Below are 21,436 nucleotides of genomic sequence, written 5' to 3' on the forward strand. Positions count from 1 at the left end.
ATTTTTTGTCTTCGCAAAAAAGAAAAAAAATAAATCAGCCCTTCAGCGGTATTTGTTTAAAACCCGCAATGGTGCGGTTTTCAAATTCATTTTTACTGTGTTTCTTTTTGCCTTTTGATTTCACAGCGGTTTCACGCACTTTGCGGCTTTTATTCAGTTCGCTTCCCACATAAAATAAGCCGCCTGCTACGGCAAGCAGCCCGATGAGAACATTAGAATTTTTATCCATAAAAAAGAAATTACAATTTTGTTTCGTGAATATACACATAAACTTTTGTAAATAAAAAAAATATCAGAAAAAAAATTCTAGTGGTATTCAGGAAAATAGATTAAGAAAAAATAATTAAGATGGCAATGCTTATTTCTTTTGCCCTTCTTAAATTATAATAAACGCCACAAATTACATTTTAAAAACTTTTCATTAACAAAAAATAGGGGTCGGTTAATAAAAAGTAACACTTTTTGGTTCCATACCCCCATTTTTTCGTACACTTGCACCAGAAATCACCGAAAAGCGAACCAAACACGAAAAATACGAAAGAGAGACCCAACAACACGCCTTGTTTCGTATTGTTCATACCATTTCGTTTTTCGAAGATTCAAAAATCAAAAACATTAATCTAATCCTATCCTCAACAATGGCAATTCAACGATTCAGGGCGCTCGAAGAGGTGCTCAGCAGAACACCGGTGCAGGTAGACCTGCCCAAAGCAACGGTATCAGAATTTTATGGCGAGAATGTTTTTAATAAAGAGACCATGAAGAAATGGCTCTCGGAGAAAGCATACAAAAGCGTGCTCTCCGCCATTGAGCAGGGTACAAAAATTGACCGCGCCATCGCAGATGACATTGCATCGAGCATGAAAGACTGGGCGGTAAGCAAAGGATGTTCGCATTACACGCATTGGTTTCAACCGCTGACAGGAACAACTGCCGAAAAGCACGATGCCTTTGCGCAAAATATTGAAGACGGAAAAGCGCTCGAGCGTTTTGATGGCGACCAGTTGGTACAGCAGGAACCAGATGCTTCTTCTTTTCCGAGCGGAGGAATCCGAAGCACATTTGAAGCACGCGGTTACACAGCATGGGACCCAACTTCTCCCGCGTTCATTATCGGTCAAACGCTTTGCATTCCTACTATTTATATTTCTTACACCGGGGAATCGCTCGATTATAAAACTCCGCTGCTGAAAGCGATTCACGCGCTGGACAAATCTGCGGTAGATGTCTGCCAGTATTTTGACAAGAATGTTACGAAAGTAAATTCCACTCTCGGTTGGGAACAGGAATATTTTTTAATTGACACTGCCTATTACAACGCCCGCCCTGATATTGCGTTCACGGGAAGAGCATTATTCGGTCACGCAGGTGCGAAGGGACAGCAGTTAGAAGACCATTACTTCGGTTCTATTCCGGAAAGAGTGCTCGCGTTCATACGCGATTTAGAAATTGAATGTTACCGTTTGGGAATTCCCGTTAAGACAAGACACAATGAAGTTGCTCCGAACCAATTTGAGTGCGCTCCCGTTTTTGAAGAAGCGAACCTTGCCGTTGACCACAATCTTCTTTTGATGGACATCATGGAAAAAGTTGCACGCAGGCATAACTTCCGCGTTCTCCTCCACGAAAAACCTTTCGCGGGAATTAACGGAAGCGGAAAGCACAACAACTGGAGCATGTCAACCAACACAGGAAAAAATTTATTGTCTCCGGGAAAAACTCCGAAAACAAATTTGCAGTTCCTCACTTTCTTCGTGAACACGATAAAAGCGGTTCATGATAATGCAGATTTACTCCGCGCAGGAATTGCTTCAGCAGGAAACGACCATCGCCTTGGCGCAAACGAAGCGCCTCCCGCAATTGTTTCCATCTTCATCGGAACACAATTGACAAAAGTTTTGGAAGACATCGAGAAAAAAGTGAAGACAGGAAAAATGACTCCGGAAGAAAAGACCGCATTGAAACTCAACATCGGGAAAATTCCTGAAATCCTTTTGGATAATACAGACCGCAACAGAACTTCTCCGTTCGCTTTCACAGGAAATAAATTTGAGTTCCGCGCTGTGGGTTCTTCTGCGAACTGCTCGCAGGCAATGACAATCCTGAATACTATCATGGCGAACCAATTAAACAAATTCAAAGCAGAAATTGACGCACAAACCAAGAAAGGAGTGGATAAAGACGAAGCGATCTTCAAAACGCTCCGCGAATACATCATCGCTACCAAAAAGATCCTCTTCGAAGGAAACGGTTACAGCGAAGAATGGGTGAAAGAAGCGAAGAAGCGCGGGCTTAGCAACATTAAAACAACTCCTGAAGCACTGAAAGTTTATATGCGCAAAGAGTTTGTGAAACTTTTCGAGCAAAACAATATCATGACCGAGCGCGAACAGCACGCACGTTATGAAATTCACCTCGAGACATACATGAAAAAGATACAGATAGAATCTCGTATGATGGGAGAAATCGCGCTCGGGCAAATTATTCCTGCCGCGCTGAAATATCAATCTGCGCTGATAGAAAATGTAAAAGGGTTGAAAGAGATTGCTTCGGTCGGAGCAGTTTCTCACGCAAAAGTTTCTTCCAAGAAAGCAGCCGTTTTTGCCGAAGGCGATTATGAATTCGAAGGAGGAAAACAACATGCTTCAGGAAATGGCGATGACATAAAAGTTTTGACAGGAACACAACTCGAAACCATCCGCGAAATTTCCGAACGTGTTTCCGCAATCAAAACCAACGTTTACAAAATGATAGATGCACGCAGAAAAGCAAACGCGCTTGAAGATGCGCAGGAAAAAGCAAACGCGTATTGCGAATATGTGAAACCCTACTTCGATGAAATCCGTGAACACGCTGATAAATTAGAATTCATCGTGGACGATGAAATGTGGGCGCTTCCCAAATACCGCGAGATGCTTTTCACACGCTGATTGATTTAACACTTTGAGGTTAATAAGTTTAATCCCGCACGTAAAATTTTATGTGCGGGATTCTTTTTCTTTGCTTTAAACTAAAATTGCTTAAATCTCAGTGAAAAGTATATATTTGCCGACTAAAATTTGCCATTTGAAACAAAAAATCTATTTTAGCACCCAACTTTTAACAAACCATTCCCATCCATAAAGGGAGTAAAAACTTCGCCATGATGAAAATGTATAAGAGTTTAAGTTTAATTGTTTGCACACTTTTTTGTGTCAGCACATTTGCGCAGAAAAATTTCTACAAAGAAGCGGAGAAAAAATATAATTCGCTTGAATATTTTGCCGCAATAGATTTATACAAGGCGGCATATAAAAAAGCGCCTAAGAAAATCAAACCCGAATGTCTTTGGAAAACTGCCGAATGCTATCGCCTCATCAACGATGTGAAGCAGGCGGAAATTTATTATCAGAAAGCCATAAAAGCAAAATGCGAACAATCCACCATTGCTCAGTTGTATCTTGCCGATATGCTGAAGATGCAGGAAAAATATCCCGAAGCAAAATCAGAATACGAAAAATATTCAACGCTGGTTCCTTCCGACAAGCGCGGAACAAACGGCTCTAAGTCCTGCGAACTTGCGCAGAAGTGGAAAGATAATCCCACCCGCTATAAAGTTGAAAACATGGTGCAGATTAATACCAAAGATTGGGATTACGCGCCTATGTATGCTGAAAGAAAAAAATATACTACGCTGCTTTTTTCTTCCACTCGCCCGGGCGCAACCGGAGATATTGACCCCAATGTGGGAGTTCTTTTCTCAGATTTGTTCATGACTAAAATTGACAAGAACGGAAAATGGAGCACACCCACTCCGCTTGCAGAACCTGTAAACACCAAGGTGAATGAAGCCGCCTGCGTGCTGGATGAAAAAGGACAGAACATGTATTTCACACGCTGCGGTGTTTCAAAAGGGAAACACGAGAAGTGTCAGATTTTTTCAACAGTAAAAAGAGGCCAGACATGGGACCCTCCTGTATTACTTCCCTTCAATGTTGACTCCTTTAATTTTGGGCATCCTGCACTCAGCAAGGATGAGAAGGTTATGATTTTTGCTTCCGACATCATAGATAGTTTACATCCCGGCTATGGCGGATTGGATTTATATTACGTTACATGGGATGCAAAAACAAAACAATGGAGCAACAAACCAATCAATCTTGGACCTGACATTAACACCGATGGCGATGAAGCATTTCCTTTTCTTCACTTTGATGGAACTCTTTATTTTGCCTCCAATGGTCATTTAGGAATGGGAGGATTTGACCTTTTCCGTTCGGAGAAAACAGGAGAAAACAAATGGAGCAAACCAGAAAATATGCAATCGCCTATGAACTCTGCCGGAGATGATTTTGCAATTTGTTTTGAAAGCGACCACGAGCGCGGATATTTTACTTCCAACCGCTCAGGCGGAAAAGGAGGCGATGATATTTATTCATTCATACTTCCTCCGCTGCTTTACATGCTCGAAGGAACTGTAACCGAAGAAATGACCAAACTTCCTGTTCCGGGCGCAACAGTAAAATTAGTTGGCTCCGATAACAGTTCTTTCGAACTTAAAACTGATGATAAAGGATATTATCGCTTTGAAGCGAACGGACAAGCGCGCTACATTAATTCAAACACTTCCTATGTAGTAAGCGCATCCGCACTTGATGTGAAGACAAAAGATTTTCCTGACGGGCTTCTTGGAAATCCGAAAGCAAAAATCACAACAGTCGGATTGAAAGAATCCACCAACTTCAAACAGGATTTTGTGCTGAAGAAAATTGTAAGAGAGATGAGGATGCCGATGGTACTTTTCAATCTTGACAAATTCGATTTAGACCATCCTTCCAATCCGAAAGATTCGCTCGAATATCTTGTGAAAGTGATGACTGAAAATCCAAACATCACGGTTGAGTTGCAGGCGCACACCGATTACCGCAACGATGCCAAATACAATCAAACACTTTCTTATAACCGCGCAAAAACCTGCGTGGATTATCTGGTAACTGAAAAAGGAATTGACCCCGCACGCATTTCTCCTGCCGGATATGGAAAAAGCCAGCCCGCCACGCTCGACAGAGACATTACGCTTCCCAGCGGAAAAACGGTAACAAAAGGAACTACTCTTACGCAAGGATGGATTGATAAAAATGTTTCTAAAAATAAAAACAAAGACGATTATGAAGCCGTGATGCAGATTAACCGAAGGGTTGTGTTTAAAGTATTGAGAAAAGATTATGTTCCTTCAGGAGTTAAAGAAGAAGGAGAGAAGAAAGCGCCCGAAATAAAAGTAATTGAAGAAAACAAAGGCGACAGCAAAACCGAGTGGGACGAGTAAGGAAAAGAAAAATATCTCTCATAAAGAATATCCCGATATTTGTCGGGATATTTTTTTTATAGCAGGCAATGAATCAATCAAGATATAATTTACGGGGAGTTTCCGCATCGAAGGAAGATGTACACAATGCCATTAAGAAATTAGACAAAGGAATTTTTCCGAATGCGTTCTGCAAAATTGTTCCTGATTATTTGAGCGGAAGCAAATCGCATTGCGTGGTGATGCATGCCGATGGAGCAGGAACAAAATCTTCGCTGGCATATATTTATTGGAAAGAAGCGGGCGACTTATCCGTTTGGAAAGGAATCGCACAGGATGCGCTCGTAATGAACATTGATGATCTGCTCTGCGTGGGCGCGGTTGATACTATTTTAATTTCAACTACTATCGGCAGAAATAAAAATCTTATTCCCGGTGAAGTGATTTCAGAAATAATAAACGGAGTGGAAGAATTTTTAGCGAAGATGAGAAAATACGGAATCAACATCCGCTCCACAGGCGGAGAAACTGCGGATGTAGGAGATATTGTAAGAACTATTATAGTTGACTCAACGGTTGCTTGCAGAATGAAAAGAAAAAATATAGTAGATGAAAAAATAAAATCCGGAGATGTGATTGTCGGGCTTGCTTCTTTCGGAAAAGCAAAATACGAAGACGAATACAACGGAGGAATGGGCAGCAACGGACTTACTTCCGCGCGCCATGATGTGTTCTCAAAAATCTATGCCGAGAAATATCCCGAGAGTTTTGACTCTGCAATTCCGAATGAAGTGATTTATTCAGGAACAAAAAAACTTACGGACTCAACAGAAATAAATGGTGTAGATGCAGGCAAACTCGTTCTTTCACCAACCCGCACTTACGCTCCTATAATAAAGAAAGTGCTGGATAAATTTCCCCCTTCAGGGGGCAAGGGGGCTCTTCACGGAATCATTCATTGTTCCGGTGGCGGACAAACCAAAGTGCTGAAGTTTGTGAAAGGATTACACATTATAAAGGATACTCTTTTTGAAACTCCTCCGCTGTTCAAATTAATTCAGCAGGAAAGTAAAACCGATTGGAAAGAAATGTATCAGGTCTTTAACATGGGACATCGGATGGAAATTTATGCCGATGAAAAAATCGCTTCGCAAATAATTTCCATTTCAAAATCGTTTGGTGTGGATGCGCAAGTAGTAGGAAGAGTTGAAAAATATTCAGACAAGAAAAACAAATTGACTATAAATAGCAAGTACGGTGAATTTATTTATTGAGCATGGAAATCCTTGAGAGATTATCATCCCTGAAAAATCGTTTTGAAGAACTGGAACGAAAACTTTCCGACCCGAAAACAATGTCGGACATGAAACTTTTTGCCAAACTGAACAGAGAATACAAAGAACTCAAAGAAGTGGTGGATGCCTATCACGATTACAAAAATATAATTGACAATATCGAGGGCTCAAAAGAAATTCTGCGAAAAGAAAAAGACGCGGAATTAATTTCAATGGCAAAAATGGAAATCGAAGAACTAATTCCGAAGAAAGAGCAGATGGAAGAGCACCTCAAGAAGCTTTTAATTCCGAAAGACCCGGAGGATGAAAAAAATGCAATCATAGAAATCCGCGCGGGAACCGGAGGAGATGAAGCGGGATTGTTCGTGGGAGATTTGTACCGGATGTACACGCGCTACCTGGATAAAAAAGGATTCCGTTATGAAACGGTGGATAGTTCTCCCGGAACATTAGGTGGATTCAAAGAAGTGATTATTGAAGTCACAGGCGAAAATGCGTATGGCACTTTAAAATTTGAGAGCGGAGTTCACCGCGTTCAGCGCGTGCCCGCTACTGAACAGCAGGGAAGAGTTCATACTTCGGCAGTGTCTGTGGCAGTTCTTCCCGAAGCGGAAGAAGTGGATGTACAAATTAATCCTGCCGATATTGAAATTCAAACTGCGCGTTCGAGCGGTGCGGGCGGACAAAACGTAAACAAAGTGGAAACAAAAGTAATGCTCACGCATAAGCCGAGCGGAATTGTCATCACCTGCCAGGAAAGCCGTTCGCAGTTAGACAACAGAACGAAAGCGATGCAAATGCTCCGTACAAAATTGTACGAGAACGAATATAAAAAACACATGGATGCCATCGCGAAGAAGCGCAAAACAATGGTTTCAACAGGTGACCGCTCTGCAAAAATCCGCACCTACAATTATGCGCAAAGCCGCGTAACCGACCATCGCATTGGAATGAGCATCCATAATCTTCCTTCCTTCATGGATGGAAATATTCAGGAGATGATGGATGCATTGCAAGTAGCAGAAAATGCCGAAAGATTGAAAGAAGGGGCAATGATATAAAATCACAGCGGAATATTCCCGTGCTTTTTCTTCGGAAGTTTGTCCGCCTTGTTCTCCAGCATTTTGAAAGCTGAAATTAATTTATCACGGGTTTGCTCCGGCAAAATCACTTCATCAATATAGCCGCGCTCTGCCGCACGATAAGGATTTGCAAAATGCTCCACGTATTCTTTTTCTTTCTGCGCTAAATCTTTTTCTCCCTTGAAAATAATTTCCACCGCGCCTTTCGCGCCCATCACTGCAATTTCAGCAGTGGGCCATGCATAATTCATGTCGGCACCAATGTGCTTTGAGTTCATTACATCGTAAGCGCCTCCGTATGCCTTGCGCGTAATCACTGTTACGCGCGGAACGGTTGCTTCGCAGAATGCATACAAAAGTTTTGCCCCGTTGGAAATAATTGCATTCCACTCCTGGTCGGTGCCGGGAAGAAAACCGGGAACATCTTCAAAAACCAAAAGCGGAATATTGAACGAGTCGCAGAAGCGAACGAAGCGCGCGGCTTTTTGCGAAGCGTGAATATCGAGAACTCCTGCGAGAAATGCCGGCTGGTTTGCCACAATGCCGATGCTTCTTCCTGCTAATCTTGCAAAACCAACTACAATATTCTCTGCAAAATTTTTATGCACTTCGAAAAATGTTTCTGAGTCAACCGCTCCGTTAATCACATCGCGCATATCGTACGGCTGGTTGGGATTTTCGGGAATGATATTAGTCAGGAGTTCGAAGTTCGGAGAAGACAAATCTGAAAGAACAGGAACATCGTCTTCGCAATTCTGCGGAATGTAAGAGAGAAGTTTCTTTATATAATTAATGCACTCCAACCCGTTAGCGCAGGAGAAATGCGCCACGCCACTTTTTGCTGAATGAACTGATGCTCCTCCGAGTTCTTCGCTGGTTACTTCTTCGTGCGTAACAGTTTTCACAACGTTTGGCCCGGTCACAAACATGTAAGAAGTATTTTCCACCATCAAAATAAAATCAGTGATGGCAGGAGAATAAACCGCTCCGCCCGCGCAAGGCCCCATCACGGCAGAAATCTGCGGAATGACTCCGGATGCCAACGTGTTTCTGTAAAAAATATCCGCATAGCCGCCCAGCGAAACAACTCCTTCCTGAATTCTTGCGCCACCGCTGTCATTCAATCCAATCACTGGCGCACCGTTTTTCATAGCTAAATCCATCACGCGGCAAATTTTTTCTGCGTGCGCTTCGGAAAGCGAGCCGCCAAACACGGTGAAGTCCTGTGCAAAAACATAAACTAATCTTCCGTGAATGGTGCCGTAGCCGGTTACCACTCCATCGCCTAAATATTTTTCTTTCTCCAAACCGAATTCCTGCGAGCGGTGTGTAACAAACATTCCTATTTCTTCAAAACTTCCTTCATCCAACAAAAAATGAAGCCGCTCACGCGCAGTGAGTTTACCTTTCTTGTGCTGCGATTCGATTCGTTTTTCTCCTCCGCCCAATTGCGCTTCGGAGATTTTTTTATTCAGTTCTGAAATTTTTTTATTCACGGCTATATAATAAGGCAGGCAAACCTACGAAATAATAATCTTCACACAATCTTCACACCATATTCATTAGCATGAAAAATTTTCAGCAGAAAAATTAAAATTTAAAATCAATTTTTTCTAAGAATATTTTTTTAATTTTAAAAACATTTTATGGCGATTTACTGGATATACCTTTTGCTGGGAATTATTTTTGAAGTGCTGGGAACGGTCTGCATGAAAATGGCGGACGGCTTCACCAAACTTGTTCCGTCAATTTTAGTTTTTCTTTTTTACGGCTTGTGTTTGGTTTTCTTAACGCTTGTTTTCAAAAAGCTTGACATTGGCGTAACCTATGCCATCTGGGCGGGCATTGGCACTGCGCTCACCGCAATTATCGGCTTTGTATATTTTCAGGAACCTGTCACAATTGTAAAAATATCTTCCATTGTTCTTATCATAATCGGAATAATGGGGCTTGAACTTTTTTAAAGAACTAATATTTGCTTTATGAATTTATTCATCACTGGAACAACGGGATTTTTAGGCGGGGAACTTTTGATTAACTTTTCAAAGAGAAAAGAAATTGAAAAAATATTCTGCCTGGTGCGCGCTGAATCAAAAGAGGAAGCAGATGAGCGCCTGAAAAAAGTTTTTGAACTGCACGAAGATTTTTATGACCCGGATAAAATAATTGCAGTTACCGGCAACCTTGCGCAAAATGATTTGGCTGAACAACTCTGCAATAATAAATCTCTCCAGGATGTAAACGCAATTGTTCATGCCGCTGCAGACACTAATTTTTCTCCCATTTATGATGACATAGTAGAACAAATTAATATTCACGGACTGGAAAAAATTCTGAAGTGGGGCAAAGCATTAAAAAATCTTGAAACATTCTTGTACATAGGTACCGCTACCATTTGCGGAATGGATATTAAAAACCGAATCGTAAAAGAAGATGAATCTCCGAATGAACACGTCAAACATCTTGTCAAATACACTGAAACAAAAATGCGCGGTGAAATTATGATTCGCCAGTATCTTCCAAAAGAAAAAATTTTAATCGCACGCCCTTCCATCATTATGGGAGATACTCGCCCGTGGGTGCCGCGCTCGTATGTAATTATGTGGGCGCTTGCGGCAATTAATTTATTACGCCTTGTTCCGATTAATCCAAATTCACAACTTGATATCATTCCCGTGGATTATGCTTCGAACGCAATTGTGAATCTTCTTTTTTCAAAAAGAAAATATTCTGTGTACCATATTTCTTCCGGTGAAAAATCTGCAACTACTCCGTTCAAAGCCACCAAAGCCATTGAACATTATTTTCCGCACAGGCCTGAATTCAGTTTTGTTGGAAGAGAACTAATTCGCGAGGTACGTCTTTGGGCGCGCAAGCAATTAAACGGGCACAACACGCTGAAAAATTACCGCGAGCATTTGAACTACTGGAACGATATTTTTGATGATGCAACCGATTTAAGAATTTTAATGGGCGGGCTGGAACCGTATCTTGATTTTATCGAATTAGGACAAGTATTTGACAACTCGCGTTTACTGGAAGATGTAAAGATTGGTTTGCCGGAACCCGCTCATGAATATATGAAACGTTCTGCGCAATACTTAGATAACATTGACATCTTTTCAGATGCGCTTGCTCCGTAAATTTGCAATTACAATCCCAGCAAAACTTCCTCAGGATTTTTTCCTCCAAACAACATGCGCGAAGGGTTCTCGCACATCTCTTTCACCTTAACCAAAAACCCAACTGATTCCCTTCCGTCAATAATTCGGTGGTCGTAAGAAAGCGCCACATACATCATCGGGCGGATTTCTATTTTCCCGTTCATGGCAACCGGTCGCTCCACTACATTGTGCATTCCGAGAATTCCGCTTTGCGGAGGATTGATGATGGGCGTGCTCATCAGCGAACCGAACACTCCGCCATTTGTAATCGTAAATGTTCCACCTTCCATTTCTTCGAGCGTGATTTTATTGTCGCGTGCTTTGATGGCAAGTTTTTTTATTTTCATTTCTATTTCTGCAAGCCCTAAATTTTCTGCATTGCGAACCACAGGAACAACCAAACCTTTTGGTGCGCTCACCGCAATTCCTACATCGCAGAATTTATGATATACGATTTCTTCACCATCAATCATTGCGTTTACCGATGGAAACAATTGCAATGCTTCGCAAACGGCTTTGGTGAAGAAACTCATGAAGCCGAGCTTGGTGCCGAATTGTTTTTCTATCTGCGGATTATATTTTGCACGCAGTTCCATGATTTTGCTCATGTCCACTTCGTTGAACGTAGTGAGCATGGCCGTTTGATTTTTTACCGCAACCAAACGCTGCGCAAGTTTTTTTCTCAGCGGAGTCATCTTAATTTTTTCCTTATCTCTCGTTCCTCCAAATCCTTTTTCGCCTCCGAAACCTTTGCTCATTGCTTTCAGCACATCGTCTTTTGTAATTTTTCCGTTTTCCCCAGTGCCCGAAATTTTTTGCGTGAGTTTATTTTCCTCCATTATTTTTTTTGCGAGGGGAGTTGCAGCACCGACAGATGTCGGAGGACTGACGACTGACGCAGTTTCCTTTTTCTTTTCCACTTGCTGTTTGCTTTCTGCTTTTACTTCTACCTTTTCAACTTTCACTTCTGACTTCGCGGGTGCTTTTGCATCTGTATCAATTTTTCCAACTGATGACCCGACTTTCACCACATCTCCATCCTTTGCGGAAGTTTTCAGCACACCTGCCTGCTCTGCACTAACAGTAAGTGTTGCTTTGTCCGAATCAATTTCCAACACTTCTTCGTCCTTGTTCACATACTCACCATCTTTTTTCAGCCATCGCGAAATGGTGACTTCGGTGATGGATTCTCCGGGACTTGGGACTTTTATTTCGATTTGTGCCATTGGAAAATATTATGAAAAAGTTTTTTCTAAAATTTCTTTTTGTTGCACTTCATGAACTTTTTTAGATCCTGTTGCAGGGCTTGCACTTTCAGGGCGCGCAATACATTTCAATTGCCCTCCTTTTAAATACGGCACAACCGTGCGAAGCAAATATCCCCACGCGCCCATGTTCTGCGGTTCCTCCTGCACCCATAAAAAATTCTGTGCCGCTTTATATTTCGCGAGAATGTCTGCAAATTGTTTTTTCGGGAAGGGATATATCTGCTCTATCCTGACTAAAGCGGTATCGGTATTTTTCAGTTCTTCTTTTTTCGCAAGCAAGTCGTAATAAATTTTCCCGAAAGAAAAAACTATTTTCTTTATAGAAGATGGATTGGCATTTGCGTCATCATAAATTTCTTTGAAGCCGCCATTTGAAAGTTCTTCCCATTTAGAAGTACACTTCGGATGGCGGAGCAAACTTTTCGGGGTAAATGCAATCAGCGGTTTTCTATAGGGAGTTTTCAATTGCCTGCGCAATGCGTGAAAAAAATTCGCGGGGGTGGTTGCGTTAATCACATACATATTATTTTCTGCGCACAGCGTGAGAAACCGTTCAATGCGCGCGCTGGAATGTTCCGCGCCTTGTCCTTCATAGCCGTGCGGAAGCAGCAGACAAATTCCATTCATTCTTCTCCATTTATCTTCTGCAGCAGAAATATACTGGTCAATAATTACCTGCGCGCAGTTTGCAAAATCCCCGAACTGCGCTTCCCAGATGCAAAGCGATTCAGGAGAAGCCATTGCATAGCCGTATTCAAATCCCAATACTCCGTATTCGGAAAGATGGGAATTGTAAATCATGAAACGCGAATTATTTTCTGCAGTCGCTAGTGGAATATATTCTTCTTCGCTGTCTTCCAATTTTATTACAGCGTGCCGATGCGAAAAAGTTCCGCGCTCCACATCCTGCCCGCTGAAACGAACCGAGTGGCCTTCATTCAATAAAGTTCCGTAAGCAAGAAGTTCTCCCATTGCCCAATCCAATTTTCCATCGCCTTCGAGCATTGTCTGCCTGTCCCTAAATAATTTTTCAATCTTGTTGAAGAATTTTTTTCCCTTTGGAACTTCCGTAATTTTATTTCCGATGTCGAGAAGAATTTTTTTATCAACGGAAGTATCGGGAGATTTTTCAAAATCCTTTTCATCCGACATTTTAATTCCTTTCCATTGCCCTTCGAGAAAAGAAGTAACTTTTGTTTTCTTGATTTGTTTTGCTTCGCTCAAACGTTCGCTCAATAAATTCCTGAAATTATTTTCAATTTGTTTTGCCTGCGCTTCGTCAATCACATTTTCCTCTATGAGTTTCTTGATATAAATTTCGCGCGGGTTAGGATGAGAAGCAATAATTTTATAGAGCAGCGGTTGAGTGAATCGTGGTTCATCGCCTTCGTTATGCCCGTATTTTCTATAGCCGAGCAAATCAATAAATACATCGCGCTTGAATTGTTGGCGGAACTCCATTGCCATCTGCACAGTGAAAACCACCGCTTCAATATCATCTGCGTTCACATGAAACACGGGCGAGAGCGTAACTTTCGCTACATCCGTGCAGTAAGTGGAAGAACGTGCATCCAGATAATTTGTGGTGAAGCCGATTTGATTGTTCGTAACAAGATGAATGGTTCCTCCTGTTTTGTAAGCGTCAAGTTTCACCATCTGCACCACTTCATACACAACTCCCTGCGCTGCAACGGCAGCATCACCGTGAATTAAAATGGGACAAAGTTTTGAATCATCGCCCGCATGAGTTGTGTCAATCTTCGCGCGCGAAATTCCTTCGGCAACCGGACCGACCGTTTCAAGATGCGATGGATTGGGAGTTAAACTCAAGTGAACTTTTTCTCCGTTCTTCGTAATCACATTCGAAGAATATCCCTGGTGGTATTTCACGTCACCGTCAAAAAGCGATTCCTCAAATTCTTTGCCTTCGAATTCGGTAAAAATATTTTCGTAGGTTTTCTTCAGGATGTTGGCAAGAACATTCAATCTTCCCCGGTGCGCCATGCCGATGATAAATTCTTTTATGCCGAGCGAGGCGCCTTTATTAATAACAGAATCAAGCGCAGGAATCAATGCTTCCACGCCTTCGAGCGAAAATCTTTTTTCGCCTACAAATTTTGTGTGCAAAAAATTTTCGAAGATGACTGCTTTGGAAATGTCATTGAGGATTTCTATTTTTTCTTCTTTGGAAAAATTCGGAGTGTTGCGCGTGCCCTCCATTTTTTCCTGGAGCCATTTTACAATTTCCGCATTGCGTATGTAACGAAACTCCGCCCCAATAGAACGGCAATAGGTTTCTTTCAGGAAAAAAATTATATCACGCAGTTTTGCATCGCCCAACCCAATTTCGTTTCCCGCATGGAAAACCGTATCCATGTCAGATTGCGAAAGCCCGATGAGTTCAATTTCATCGAGCGAAGGAGAATATTTTCTGCGCTCACGAACAGGATTGGTATGCGTGAACAAATGCCCGACCGCGCGGTAAAGATTGATGAGATTGATTACAGCAAATTCTTTTTTTACGTTTTCGGGAACTGCGGCAGAAGCGGAAACTTCTTCGTAACTTTTCCGTGCGAACTCAAATCCTTCAAAGAATTTTTTCCAGCCGACATCCAAATCATTTCCATTGCTCAAATACTTCTGGTATAAATCATCAACGGCAGAAATTTCGGAAGCGGAAATGTACGTTTGTTTTTCCATTATCTACGAATAACGAATAGGAAACGAATATACGAATTACGAATAAAATACTACTAAAGAAAACTTTTTCTTGTAATGACTTTTTGAATCTCTCTTTTCAGAATCAAATCCGTTACAACTTCAGAAAATTTTTTATCGAGGGAAGATTCCATTGCTTTTTTGATTTGTGTTTCGCTGATGTCAATGCGATACATCAGATTATAAAAGTTCTGAAAATTTTCTTCGTGCAATTTTTCAACCAGCGGAAGAATTTGAGAAAATAATTCTTCATAAGCATTCTCAATCTTTCCTGAAAATTTAATTTCCATTCCGGCCATTCCGAAATCTTTTATGATTTGCTGCGCAGTTTCGTTGAGAATGTCGAGACGGTTTAAATAAGGAGTAATGTCCATCAGTATTTATCAGGAGAGAGAAGCAATCTCTGAACCGGGCGGTTGTTGATGATGTGCTCTTCAATGATTTCATCCACATCTTTTAATTCCACGCCCACGTAAAAAATTCCTTCCGGATAAACGGCAACTGTTTGCCCGTACAAGCAAACATCCAGACAACCCGCTCGCTGCGCACGGACTTTTATCGGAAGTTTTTTTGCTTTCAATTTTGTTTTGAATGCTTCCACAATTGCCATTCCGTGTTCTTCTCCGCACGAAGGTTTTTCTCCCGGCTTTTGCGCGCGCTGGTTGGTGCAGATGAAAATATGTTTGTCGAATTTCAGCATGGCGCAAAGGTAAATTGTTAGCGGAATATTAGAAGTATATTTGTTTTTATGAATCAGCCCATTGATGTTTCGATTGCAATTCCTTGTTATCAGGAGGAAAATCATATTCTTGAAAACGTGAAAGAAATTTACAGGGTAATGGATGGTACAAAATACAGTTTTGAAATAATTTTTGTTGAAGATGCGAGCAGCGACAATACAAAAGAGAAAATCTTTGAAATCGCCCGCACATTTCCCAACGTAAAATATTTGCTTCATGAAAAAAATATTGGCAAAGGCGGAGCCATAGCCAGCGGAGTAAAAATAGCAAGTGGAAAATATATCGGGCACATAGATATTGATTTGGAAATATCGGCCGAATACATTCCGAAACTTTTGGCGGAATTGGAAAGTGAATACGACATTGCACTCGTAAAGCGCAAAATAAATTTCAATCCTAAATTTATTTTAAGAGATGCGGGTGGAATAATTCACCGCACATTTGTAAAAAATTTTCTTTCCATTCCGGCTACCGATGTGCAGAGCGGCTGCAAATTTTTCAGAAGAGAAGCATTGCTGCCGCTTCTGGATAAAGTTCAATCAAAGGGATGGTTCTTTGATGTTGAAGTAATGACGCATGCTTACAAAAAAAATTACCGCGTCAAACAGATTCCCGGTTTTTACATCCGCAGAAGGAAAAAATCTACAGTAAATTTTTTCAGCGATGGAATAAAGCAGTTTAATGATTTGCTGAAGTTCAGAAAACTTTTGAAAAAAAAATAAAATAGTTTTTACCGTATCAAATACATCTTTCCGTATCCCTGGGTAAAAAATGAATCTGCGTTTGTATCGCGGTGCTCGAGTGCTTTTCCATCGAGTTGCGTCTGCAGACGGTAAAGATAAATTCCGTTGGCAAGCTGGTCACCAAATTCATCTTTGCCGTCCCAGGCGTAATCGGTAATATTTCTTCCGATGTGCAGAAAGCCAAGTTCATATTTATTTAGTTCACGGATAATTTTTCCGGTGATGGTCATAATCTGAATTTTAAAATAATCGGGAACCACCGAGCCGGTGAGCGTGAACACAAACCGCGTGGAAGTGGAAAACGGATTCGGATAATTCATCACGTTGGTAACCGTTGGCTTGTTGATGACTTCAAAAGAAATTTTATACTCGCTGCTTCCGGATTTATTTCCGCTGCGGTCTTTCGCCTGAACTTTCAGTTCATAAATTCCATCGGGCAATGCGGGAGTATAATTTATTTTGCAACTGTTATTCGGAAGAACCGCAGAATAGAAAACCAAGTTGCTTCCGAAAGAAATCGTATCGTAGTTGTTACTGCCCGGCCGTTTTAAGCTCACATTAAATGCAGAAGGATCATTCAGCGCAAGAAAAGTGTTTTCATCTTTGAGTTTAATCAAAACATTCGGTTTTGCCGAAACAATATCTCCGTTCATGATGTGCACTCCATCAAATGTTACATCGAGCAGCGGATTTATTTTATCGGCATTTTCCAAGAACGGAATCGTTCCGATATTATTAAAATGATATTGCTCCGGTTTGTGCTGGCTGTTGAACGGGTTTGATTCCACCCATAAACTGTTCAAGCCGGCAGGAATTGGCAGCGTAGAAAATTTTACCTGCGGACTGAATACACTGTCAATTGCCAGCGGAGGAATTTTCACAGAGGGTTCTGAAATTTTATTGCGGCTGGCATCAAGCACCCAGAAATCAACCCAGGTGCTGTCCATGTTATAATCGCCAATGTTTTCAATGGCAACGCTCATGCTGATGCTGTCTCCCTGCTGAACGGGCGAAGTGTAAAACGAATAATGTTTCACCGGGTTCAATGAAAGTTCGGGAACGCCATCGTAGTAAACTCTCCAGTAAGTTAACTGGTCAGGCGTGCGCTTTGTGCTGTCTTTCACCCATGCGCGGAGTTCGAGATACGGAAAAGTATCCGCATTAATTTGCTGGCTGAGAGTAAAAATATCAGGTGAAGTTTTCAGAATATTTTTTATAAGTGTATCAGCGGTGCTGTTGTTTCTGATTCCGATGACAGAAATTTTTATGGAGTCCTGCGCAGGCGGAGATGGCGCGCGGTATCTCCAGTGCAGCGAATTCCATTTAGATGCAGGCCCGATAATTTCAGAATAAATATTTCCGCTTTCTCTTTTGAAAATAAGTGTGTCTTTGATAAAAACAGAAGTATCTGTGCTATTGATTCCAATTGCTTCCGCCACTATACCGCCTTTTCTTCCCACAAGAGCATAGGGAAGATTATTCTGAATGTTTGAAAATTGGGTTGCGCCTATAGATTGAAATGCCTGCACCAATCCGGGATTTGTTTTCGGACTGTTGCCGCCCAAAAGATCTCCGAGATTATGATTGCCGGAAGTGTATAAAATTATTTTATATCCTGCCGGCACCACATTCAGTAAAAAGTTAGCCAGCGAATTCTGGTCGACAGCAGCGCTTGTAAGAAACTCATAGCGATTACAAGGACCAACTGAAGCGCTTCCATAAAATGGCTGGCCGCCCGGATTATACCATGCATCTCCGGTTAACGGGTCCATAACCGCAATCATCACATGTGGTATGGAAGCAAGAACATACGTACAGTAATTTGCCTGTATTCCATCCACCAGCATATAACTGCAATTCGGGTATGGCCAATCAACCATATTTATTGGTTTCACTTCTATGGAATGAACCGAATAATCCAAATCAAAATATCTTTTTGGTTTGTTCGGAAGAATATATTTGTATTTATCTCCCTTCGTAAACTGGAAAAAATGCGATTGCCCCCAGCCGCGCTTGCCCGGCAAATATTCAAAGGAACTTTCGCGCCACGGATACGTTTGCAAATCCGGATCATTTCTCCGCACGCGCCAGAAATAAACGGAGGTATCTAATTTTGAAAACGGAGGCGACCATTTATGAAAATCGGCTTTCACCACTGCGCCCGCCTGCGTTACATATTGTGTTCTTTTAATTGGACTGTTGAACGCATCGGTCGTATCCATTTCAAAAATATATTGCGCAGATTTAGCAAACGGATTTGCCGTGTATGCTTTCAGCGTTACATAATCATTCGGAATAATGGCATAGGTGTAAGGATAAACCGGAATAACATCTCCCGAATAAATGAGCAGCGGCACCGCATTGTTGCCGGTCAGGTCATTGTTTGCGTATGCATTGTTTTCATCGGGATTATGAGCAGCATTCACGCGCACTTCAAACTTATTCAAGCCGGGCCCTCTCAGCGGGTCAACGGGAAAAATAAATTTCACGGTGTCCCGGAAATAGAGAGGATGAATTTTTTTAGAAGTATCCACCGAAGTTCCATCGGCAAAAATCCGTTTCAGTTCAACGGTAACGCTGTCATCGGTGGCTCTGCCGATATTGGTTACAATCACATTCGCAGTAAACGTGCTTATATCGGTGGAAACATACGATGGAGAAAAATAAACAGAAGTTGGGTCTACCGCATAATCGGGATACATGCTTGCATGAATTATAATTGCCGGGTCGCCATGCAAAGTAAGTCCAAGGCAGGTGGCATTGATGGACTCACTTCCACCGTTGCCCTCGATGCTGTCAATAGAATATTGAATGCATTTTCCGACTTCGCTGCCGTATAATTTGCGGCAGAAGTCATTGTAAAATTCCATGTTGAAGGTATGACTGTCCTGCGGAGTTGCGGGACCCGATGAAGCAAGAAAGGCAATCATTCCTTTCGGATTAATCACGTACTGTTCGCTTAATGATGCGCCTTCCGATGGTGCAAGATGAATGTTTCCCGCATAGCAGCCCGTTGCGGAAAAAAACGGATACTTTCCCTGGTGATTGTCGTAGTCCTCAGGCGGAAGAAGATTAAATTCCAGAATGGAAGAAGAAGAATGCCCGAAATAAGTAACGAGCGAAACCCCGTTGTTGATTAATCCGCGAATAGAATCGCTGTTGGAAGTTTGCGTGGGCGAAGAAGAATTTTTGCAGAAGCCGTGAACGTGCCCTCCGAAATAAATATTTTCAATAATGGGCTTGTAATCATTTTTCAACTCATTGCAAAATGTAAGTTGTTGCCCTGCATCTGCTCCTCCCGACATGTGAATCACTTCTTTGAACCATTCCTCGCGCGGGGCGTGTTCGTATTCATTCACCTTTGTTCGATACGTGTCCACATCAGCAATGCTTCTTGCCGCCAGCCGCCCGGTTGGAATGAGCGGCTTAATTAAATTTCCGTTCAGCGAAGAAACAAGCATGTTGTCGCTGGCAGGATAAGCAATGGTAGGCACCAGGCAATTAGCATAGTTAGATAAATAATTTCCCCAATCGGGGGGATTATACTGGTTGCGGCATTTATAATTCTCAATTGATTTTCCGATTAAGAAAAGTTCATGCGGCACGGAAGGAAAAGTATCCGCACAGTATTTTGCAAAATGCCGGATGGCAAACGGATGCTTGGGAATTCCATAGGCAAACTGGTCATAGAGTTCCTCCATGTCGGCAAGCACCACATTACGCGAGCCGCCCTGCGCACTTGCACGGTAACTTTTATAACCAACAGCACCCGTGCTTCCGCTTCCCATTAAACTTTTATTAGTAACAATGATGAATGCCGAATCTGCCGCCTGCGAAAAATAATTGGTGAAATAGCCGCTGCTGTTCACGGGTTTGATTGAAGGAATCTTATAGTTACTGCTATTATCTGAAGTGAGCACGCAAAATTTTTCATCGGAAGAAATGGCTGGGCTTGGAATCAGAAATTCATACGAGCCCGAAACAACGGTTGCAGGAATTCTCAGGTTGTCAGTAAAATCATACAGGTAAACCGAAGAACTCAGATTATTGAAACTTGTGAATGTAAAATTTGACTTTGCCTGAGTTGAATAAGGAACAAACATTTCGTAATAGGAAGCATTTCCAAGATTGGCGGTGTGCGGATATTTCAGCACAACATAGGGAACCGCCTGGTAAGTAGTGTTGACAATAGGCAAGGCATCAATTTTAATATCGGTGGATGCCCCGAATTGAGAAGAGGGAATTGAAAAAGAAGAATCGTATAACTGGTATCCGTCAAACGCAGTGTCGGCAATAAGAATATATTGCGATAAATTGTTTTTATATTTTATTTGCAAATGATGGTCGGGGAAATTGGCTTCATTATTCACTCCCATTACTGCAAGTTTCAGCAGCACGTTTTGCCCGGGATAAATATTGGAAGTATTGAATGAAGAACTGAAACCGGGAGGAGGGTTGTTGCCATAGCCGAACTTATCTGCCGCCCATCCTTCCACCTCATCGTATTTCGGATAGGTTACATCATTGCTTCCTCGCTTGCCTGTATAATAATAAGAATGGTATTCATTTATTATTTCTTTCATGAAATAATTGCTCGCAGGATAAAAAGAAAAATTTGTATCGGAAGAATCGGTAATTCGTTTATTAGTTGTGGAATTATTCCAGGTAAGAAAATACATGGAAGTATCGTTGAACAAACTATAATACGGGTTGGGCTGGCGCACCTTCAGGTTGTATAAATCGCCTTTGTAAAGAACCGAATCGAGCGAGCCGTCATTTTTTCTGCCGTAAAATTCTATGTAGTCATTTATATCGAAAGTATCGTTGTTGCCATTGTCCTTCACATAAATATATTGTTCCTGCCCTCTGAAAAAAATCTGGAACTTATGCAAATCAATATTCGAAACATTAATTACGGGGGAAAGCGTAGCGTAATCCAAACGGTAAATTCCGTTTTGCGCAACAGGGATTTTATAATACTGCTGCCCGTAATTTATCCATTCGTTCCAATGCTGCGCCAGGCAAAAAACAGGAAAAGAGAAAAAGAGAAAAAAAGTAAACTGTTTTTTCATCGGTAAAATTCTAAACAAGCACTCAACGAGCCACTTCATCGAATATTGCTTTAAAGATACGAAATGTAAT

General features: G+C 41.6%; 14 protein-coding genes. 7 read left to right on the forward strand and 7 right to left on the reverse strand.

Annotation, left to right across the window (positions count from 1 at the left end; all coding sequences use genetic code 11):
• Positions 1–34: 34 nt before the first annotated feature.
• Complete coding sequence (locus HY063_02665; GenBank protein MBI3500671.1) at positions 35–229, reverse strand: hypothetical protein; 195 nt, start codon at positions 227–229, stop codon at positions 35–37.
• A gap of 409 nt (positions 230–638) precedes the next feature.
• Here HY063_02665 and HY063_02670 point away from each other — a divergent pair, with 409 nt between their 5' ends.
• From HY063_02670 to prfA, 4 genes are all read left to right on the forward strand, one after another.
• Positions 639–2,930: a glutamine synthetase III gene (locus HY063_02670; protein ID MBI3500672.1), complete on the forward strand. Its 2,292-nt coding sequence runs from the start codon at positions 639–641 to the stop codon at positions 2,928–2,930.
• 221 nt (positions 2,931–3,151) lie between these two features.
• Complete coding sequence (locus HY063_02675) at positions 3,152–5,305, forward strand: OmpA family protein (protein ID MBI3500673.1); 2,154 nt, start codon at positions 3,152–3,154, stop codon at positions 5,303–5,305.
• A 68-nt stretch (positions 5,306–5,373) separates the two neighbouring features.
• Positions 5,374–6,558, forward strand: coding sequence for a phosphoribosylformylglycinamidine cyclo-ligase (locus HY063_02680; GenBank protein MBI3500674.1), 1,185 nt, complete (start codon positions 5,374–5,376; stop codon positions 6,556–6,558).
• 8 nt (positions 6,559–6,566) lie between these two features.
• Complete coding sequence (prfA, locus tag HY063_02685; protein ID MBI3500675.1) at positions 6,567–7,640, forward strand: peptide chain release factor 1; 1,074 nt, start codon at positions 6,567–6,569, stop codon at positions 7,638–7,640.
• A 2-nt stretch (positions 7,641–7,642) separates the two neighbouring features.
• On the opposite strand, the gene HY063_02690 is transcribed toward prfA, so the two are convergent.
• A complete protein-coding gene (locus tag HY063_02690; protein MBI3500676.1) occupies positions 7,643–9,157 on the reverse strand; it encodes an acyl-CoA carboxylase subunit beta in 1,515 nt (504 codons plus the stop codon).
• Positions 9,158–9,307: 150 nt separating this feature from the next.
• On the opposite strand from HY063_02690, the gene HY063_02695 reads away from it, so the two are divergent.
• A complete protein-coding gene (locus tag HY063_02695; GenBank protein ID MBI3500677.1) occupies positions 9,308–9,625 on the forward strand; it encodes a multidrug efflux SMR transporter in 318 nt (105 codons plus the stop codon).
• Between the two features lie 18 nt (positions 9,626–9,643).
• Positions 9,644–10,804, forward strand: coding sequence for an SDR family oxidoreductase (locus HY063_02700; protein ID MBI3500678.1), 1,161 nt, complete (start codon positions 9,644–9,646; stop codon positions 10,802–10,804).
• Positions 10,805–10,812: 8 nt separating this feature from the next.
• Here HY063_02700 and odhB read toward each other — a convergent pair whose 3' ends face one another.
• The 4 genes from odhB to HY063_02720 are packed head-to-tail and all read right to left on the reverse strand — an operon-like array spanning position 10,813 to position 15,508.
• Complete coding sequence (odhB, locus tag HY063_02705) at positions 10,813–12,051, reverse strand: 2-oxoglutarate dehydrogenase complex dihydrolipoyllysine-residue succinyltransferase (protein ID MBI3500679.1); 1,239 nt, start codon at positions 12,049–12,051, stop codon at positions 10,813–10,815.
• 9 nt (positions 12,052–12,060) lie between these two features.
• Positions 12,061–14,793, reverse strand: a complete 2,733-nt coding sequence (locus tag HY063_02710) for a 2-oxoglutarate dehydrogenase E1 component (GenBank protein ID MBI3500680.1) — start codon at positions 14,791–14,793, stop codon at positions 12,061–12,063.
• A gap of 53 nt (positions 14,794–14,846) precedes the next feature.
• Positions 14,847–15,185, reverse strand: coding sequence for a hypothetical protein (locus HY063_02715; protein MBI3500681.1), 339 nt, complete (start codon positions 15,183–15,185; stop codon positions 14,847–14,849).
• On the reverse strand, positions 15,185–15,508 hold the full coding sequence (locus HY063_02720; protein MBI3500682.1) for a (2Fe-2S) ferredoxin domain-containing protein: 324 nt from the start codon (positions 15,506–15,508) through the stop codon (positions 15,185–15,187). Before HY063_02720 ends, HY063_02715 begins: the two co-directional genes overlap by 1 nt.
• A 51-nt stretch (positions 15,509–15,559) precedes the next feature.
• On the opposite strand from HY063_02720, the gene HY063_02725 reads away from it, so the two are divergent.
• Positions 15,560–16,273, forward strand: coding sequence for a glycosyltransferase family 2 protein (locus tag HY063_02725; protein MBI3500683.1), 714 nt, complete (start codon positions 15,560–15,562; stop codon positions 16,271–16,273).
• Between the two features lie 8 nt (positions 16,274–16,281).
• Here HY063_02725 and HY063_02730 read toward each other — a convergent pair whose 3' ends face one another.
• The gene (locus HY063_02730; GenBank protein MBI3500684.1) at positions 16,282–21,366 is read right to left on the reverse strand and encodes a hypothetical protein; all 5,085 of its coding nucleotides are present in this window, start codon (positions 21,364–21,366) and stop codon (positions 16,282–16,284) included.
• Between the last annotated feature and the right edge of the window lie 70 nt (positions 21,367–21,436).

It is taken from the genome of Bacteroidota bacterium (assembly GCA_016195025.1).
Taxonomy (GTDB): domain Bacteria; phylum Bacteroidota; class Bacteroidia; order Palsa-948; family Palsa-948; genus Palsa-948.

Excerpts from the sequence above, each read along its gene's own strand:
- HY063_02730 (MBI3500684.1), bottom strand. The coding sequence starts at position 21,366 with ATGAAAAAACAGTTTACTTTTTTTCTCTTTTTCTCTTTTCCTGTTTTT.
- odhB (MBI3500679.1), bottom strand. The coding sequence starts at position 12,051 with ATGGCACAAATCGAAATAAAAGTCCCAAGTCCCGGAGAATCCATCACC.
- HY063_02700 (MBI3500678.1), top strand. The coding sequence starts at position 9,644 with ATGAATTTATTCATCACTGGAACAACGGGATTTTTAGGCGGGGAACTT.
- HY063_02710 (MBI3500680.1), bottom strand. The coding sequence starts at position 14,793 with ATGGAAAAACAAACGTACATTTCCGCTTCCGAAATTTCTGCCGTTGAT.
- HY063_02715 (MBI3500681.1), bottom strand. The coding sequence starts at position 15,185 with ATGGACATTACTCCTTATTTAAACCGTCTCGACATTCTCAACGAAACT.
- HY063_02680 (MBI3500674.1), top strand. The coding sequence starts at position 5,374 with ATGAATCAATCAAGATATAATTTACGGGGAGTTTCCGCATCGAAGGAA.
- HY063_02725 (MBI3500683.1), top strand. The coding sequence starts at position 15,560 with ATGAATCAGCCCATTGATGTTTCGATTGCAATTCCTTGTTATCAGGAG.
- HY063_02695 (MBI3500677.1), top strand. The coding sequence starts at position 9,308 with ATGGCGATTTACTGGATATACCTTTTGCTGGGAATTATTTTTGAAGTG.
- HY063_02675 (MBI3500673.1), top strand. The coding sequence starts at position 3,152 with ATGTATAAGAGTTTAAGTTTAATTGTTTGCACACTTTTTTGTGTCAGC.
- HY063_02670 (MBI3500672.1), top strand. The coding sequence starts at position 639 with ATGGCAATTCAACGATTCAGGGCGCTCGAAGAGGTGCTCAGCAGAACA.
- HY063_02665 (MBI3500671.1), bottom strand. The coding sequence starts at position 229 with ATGGATAAAAATTCTAATGTTCTCATCGGGCTGCTTGCCGTAGCAGGC.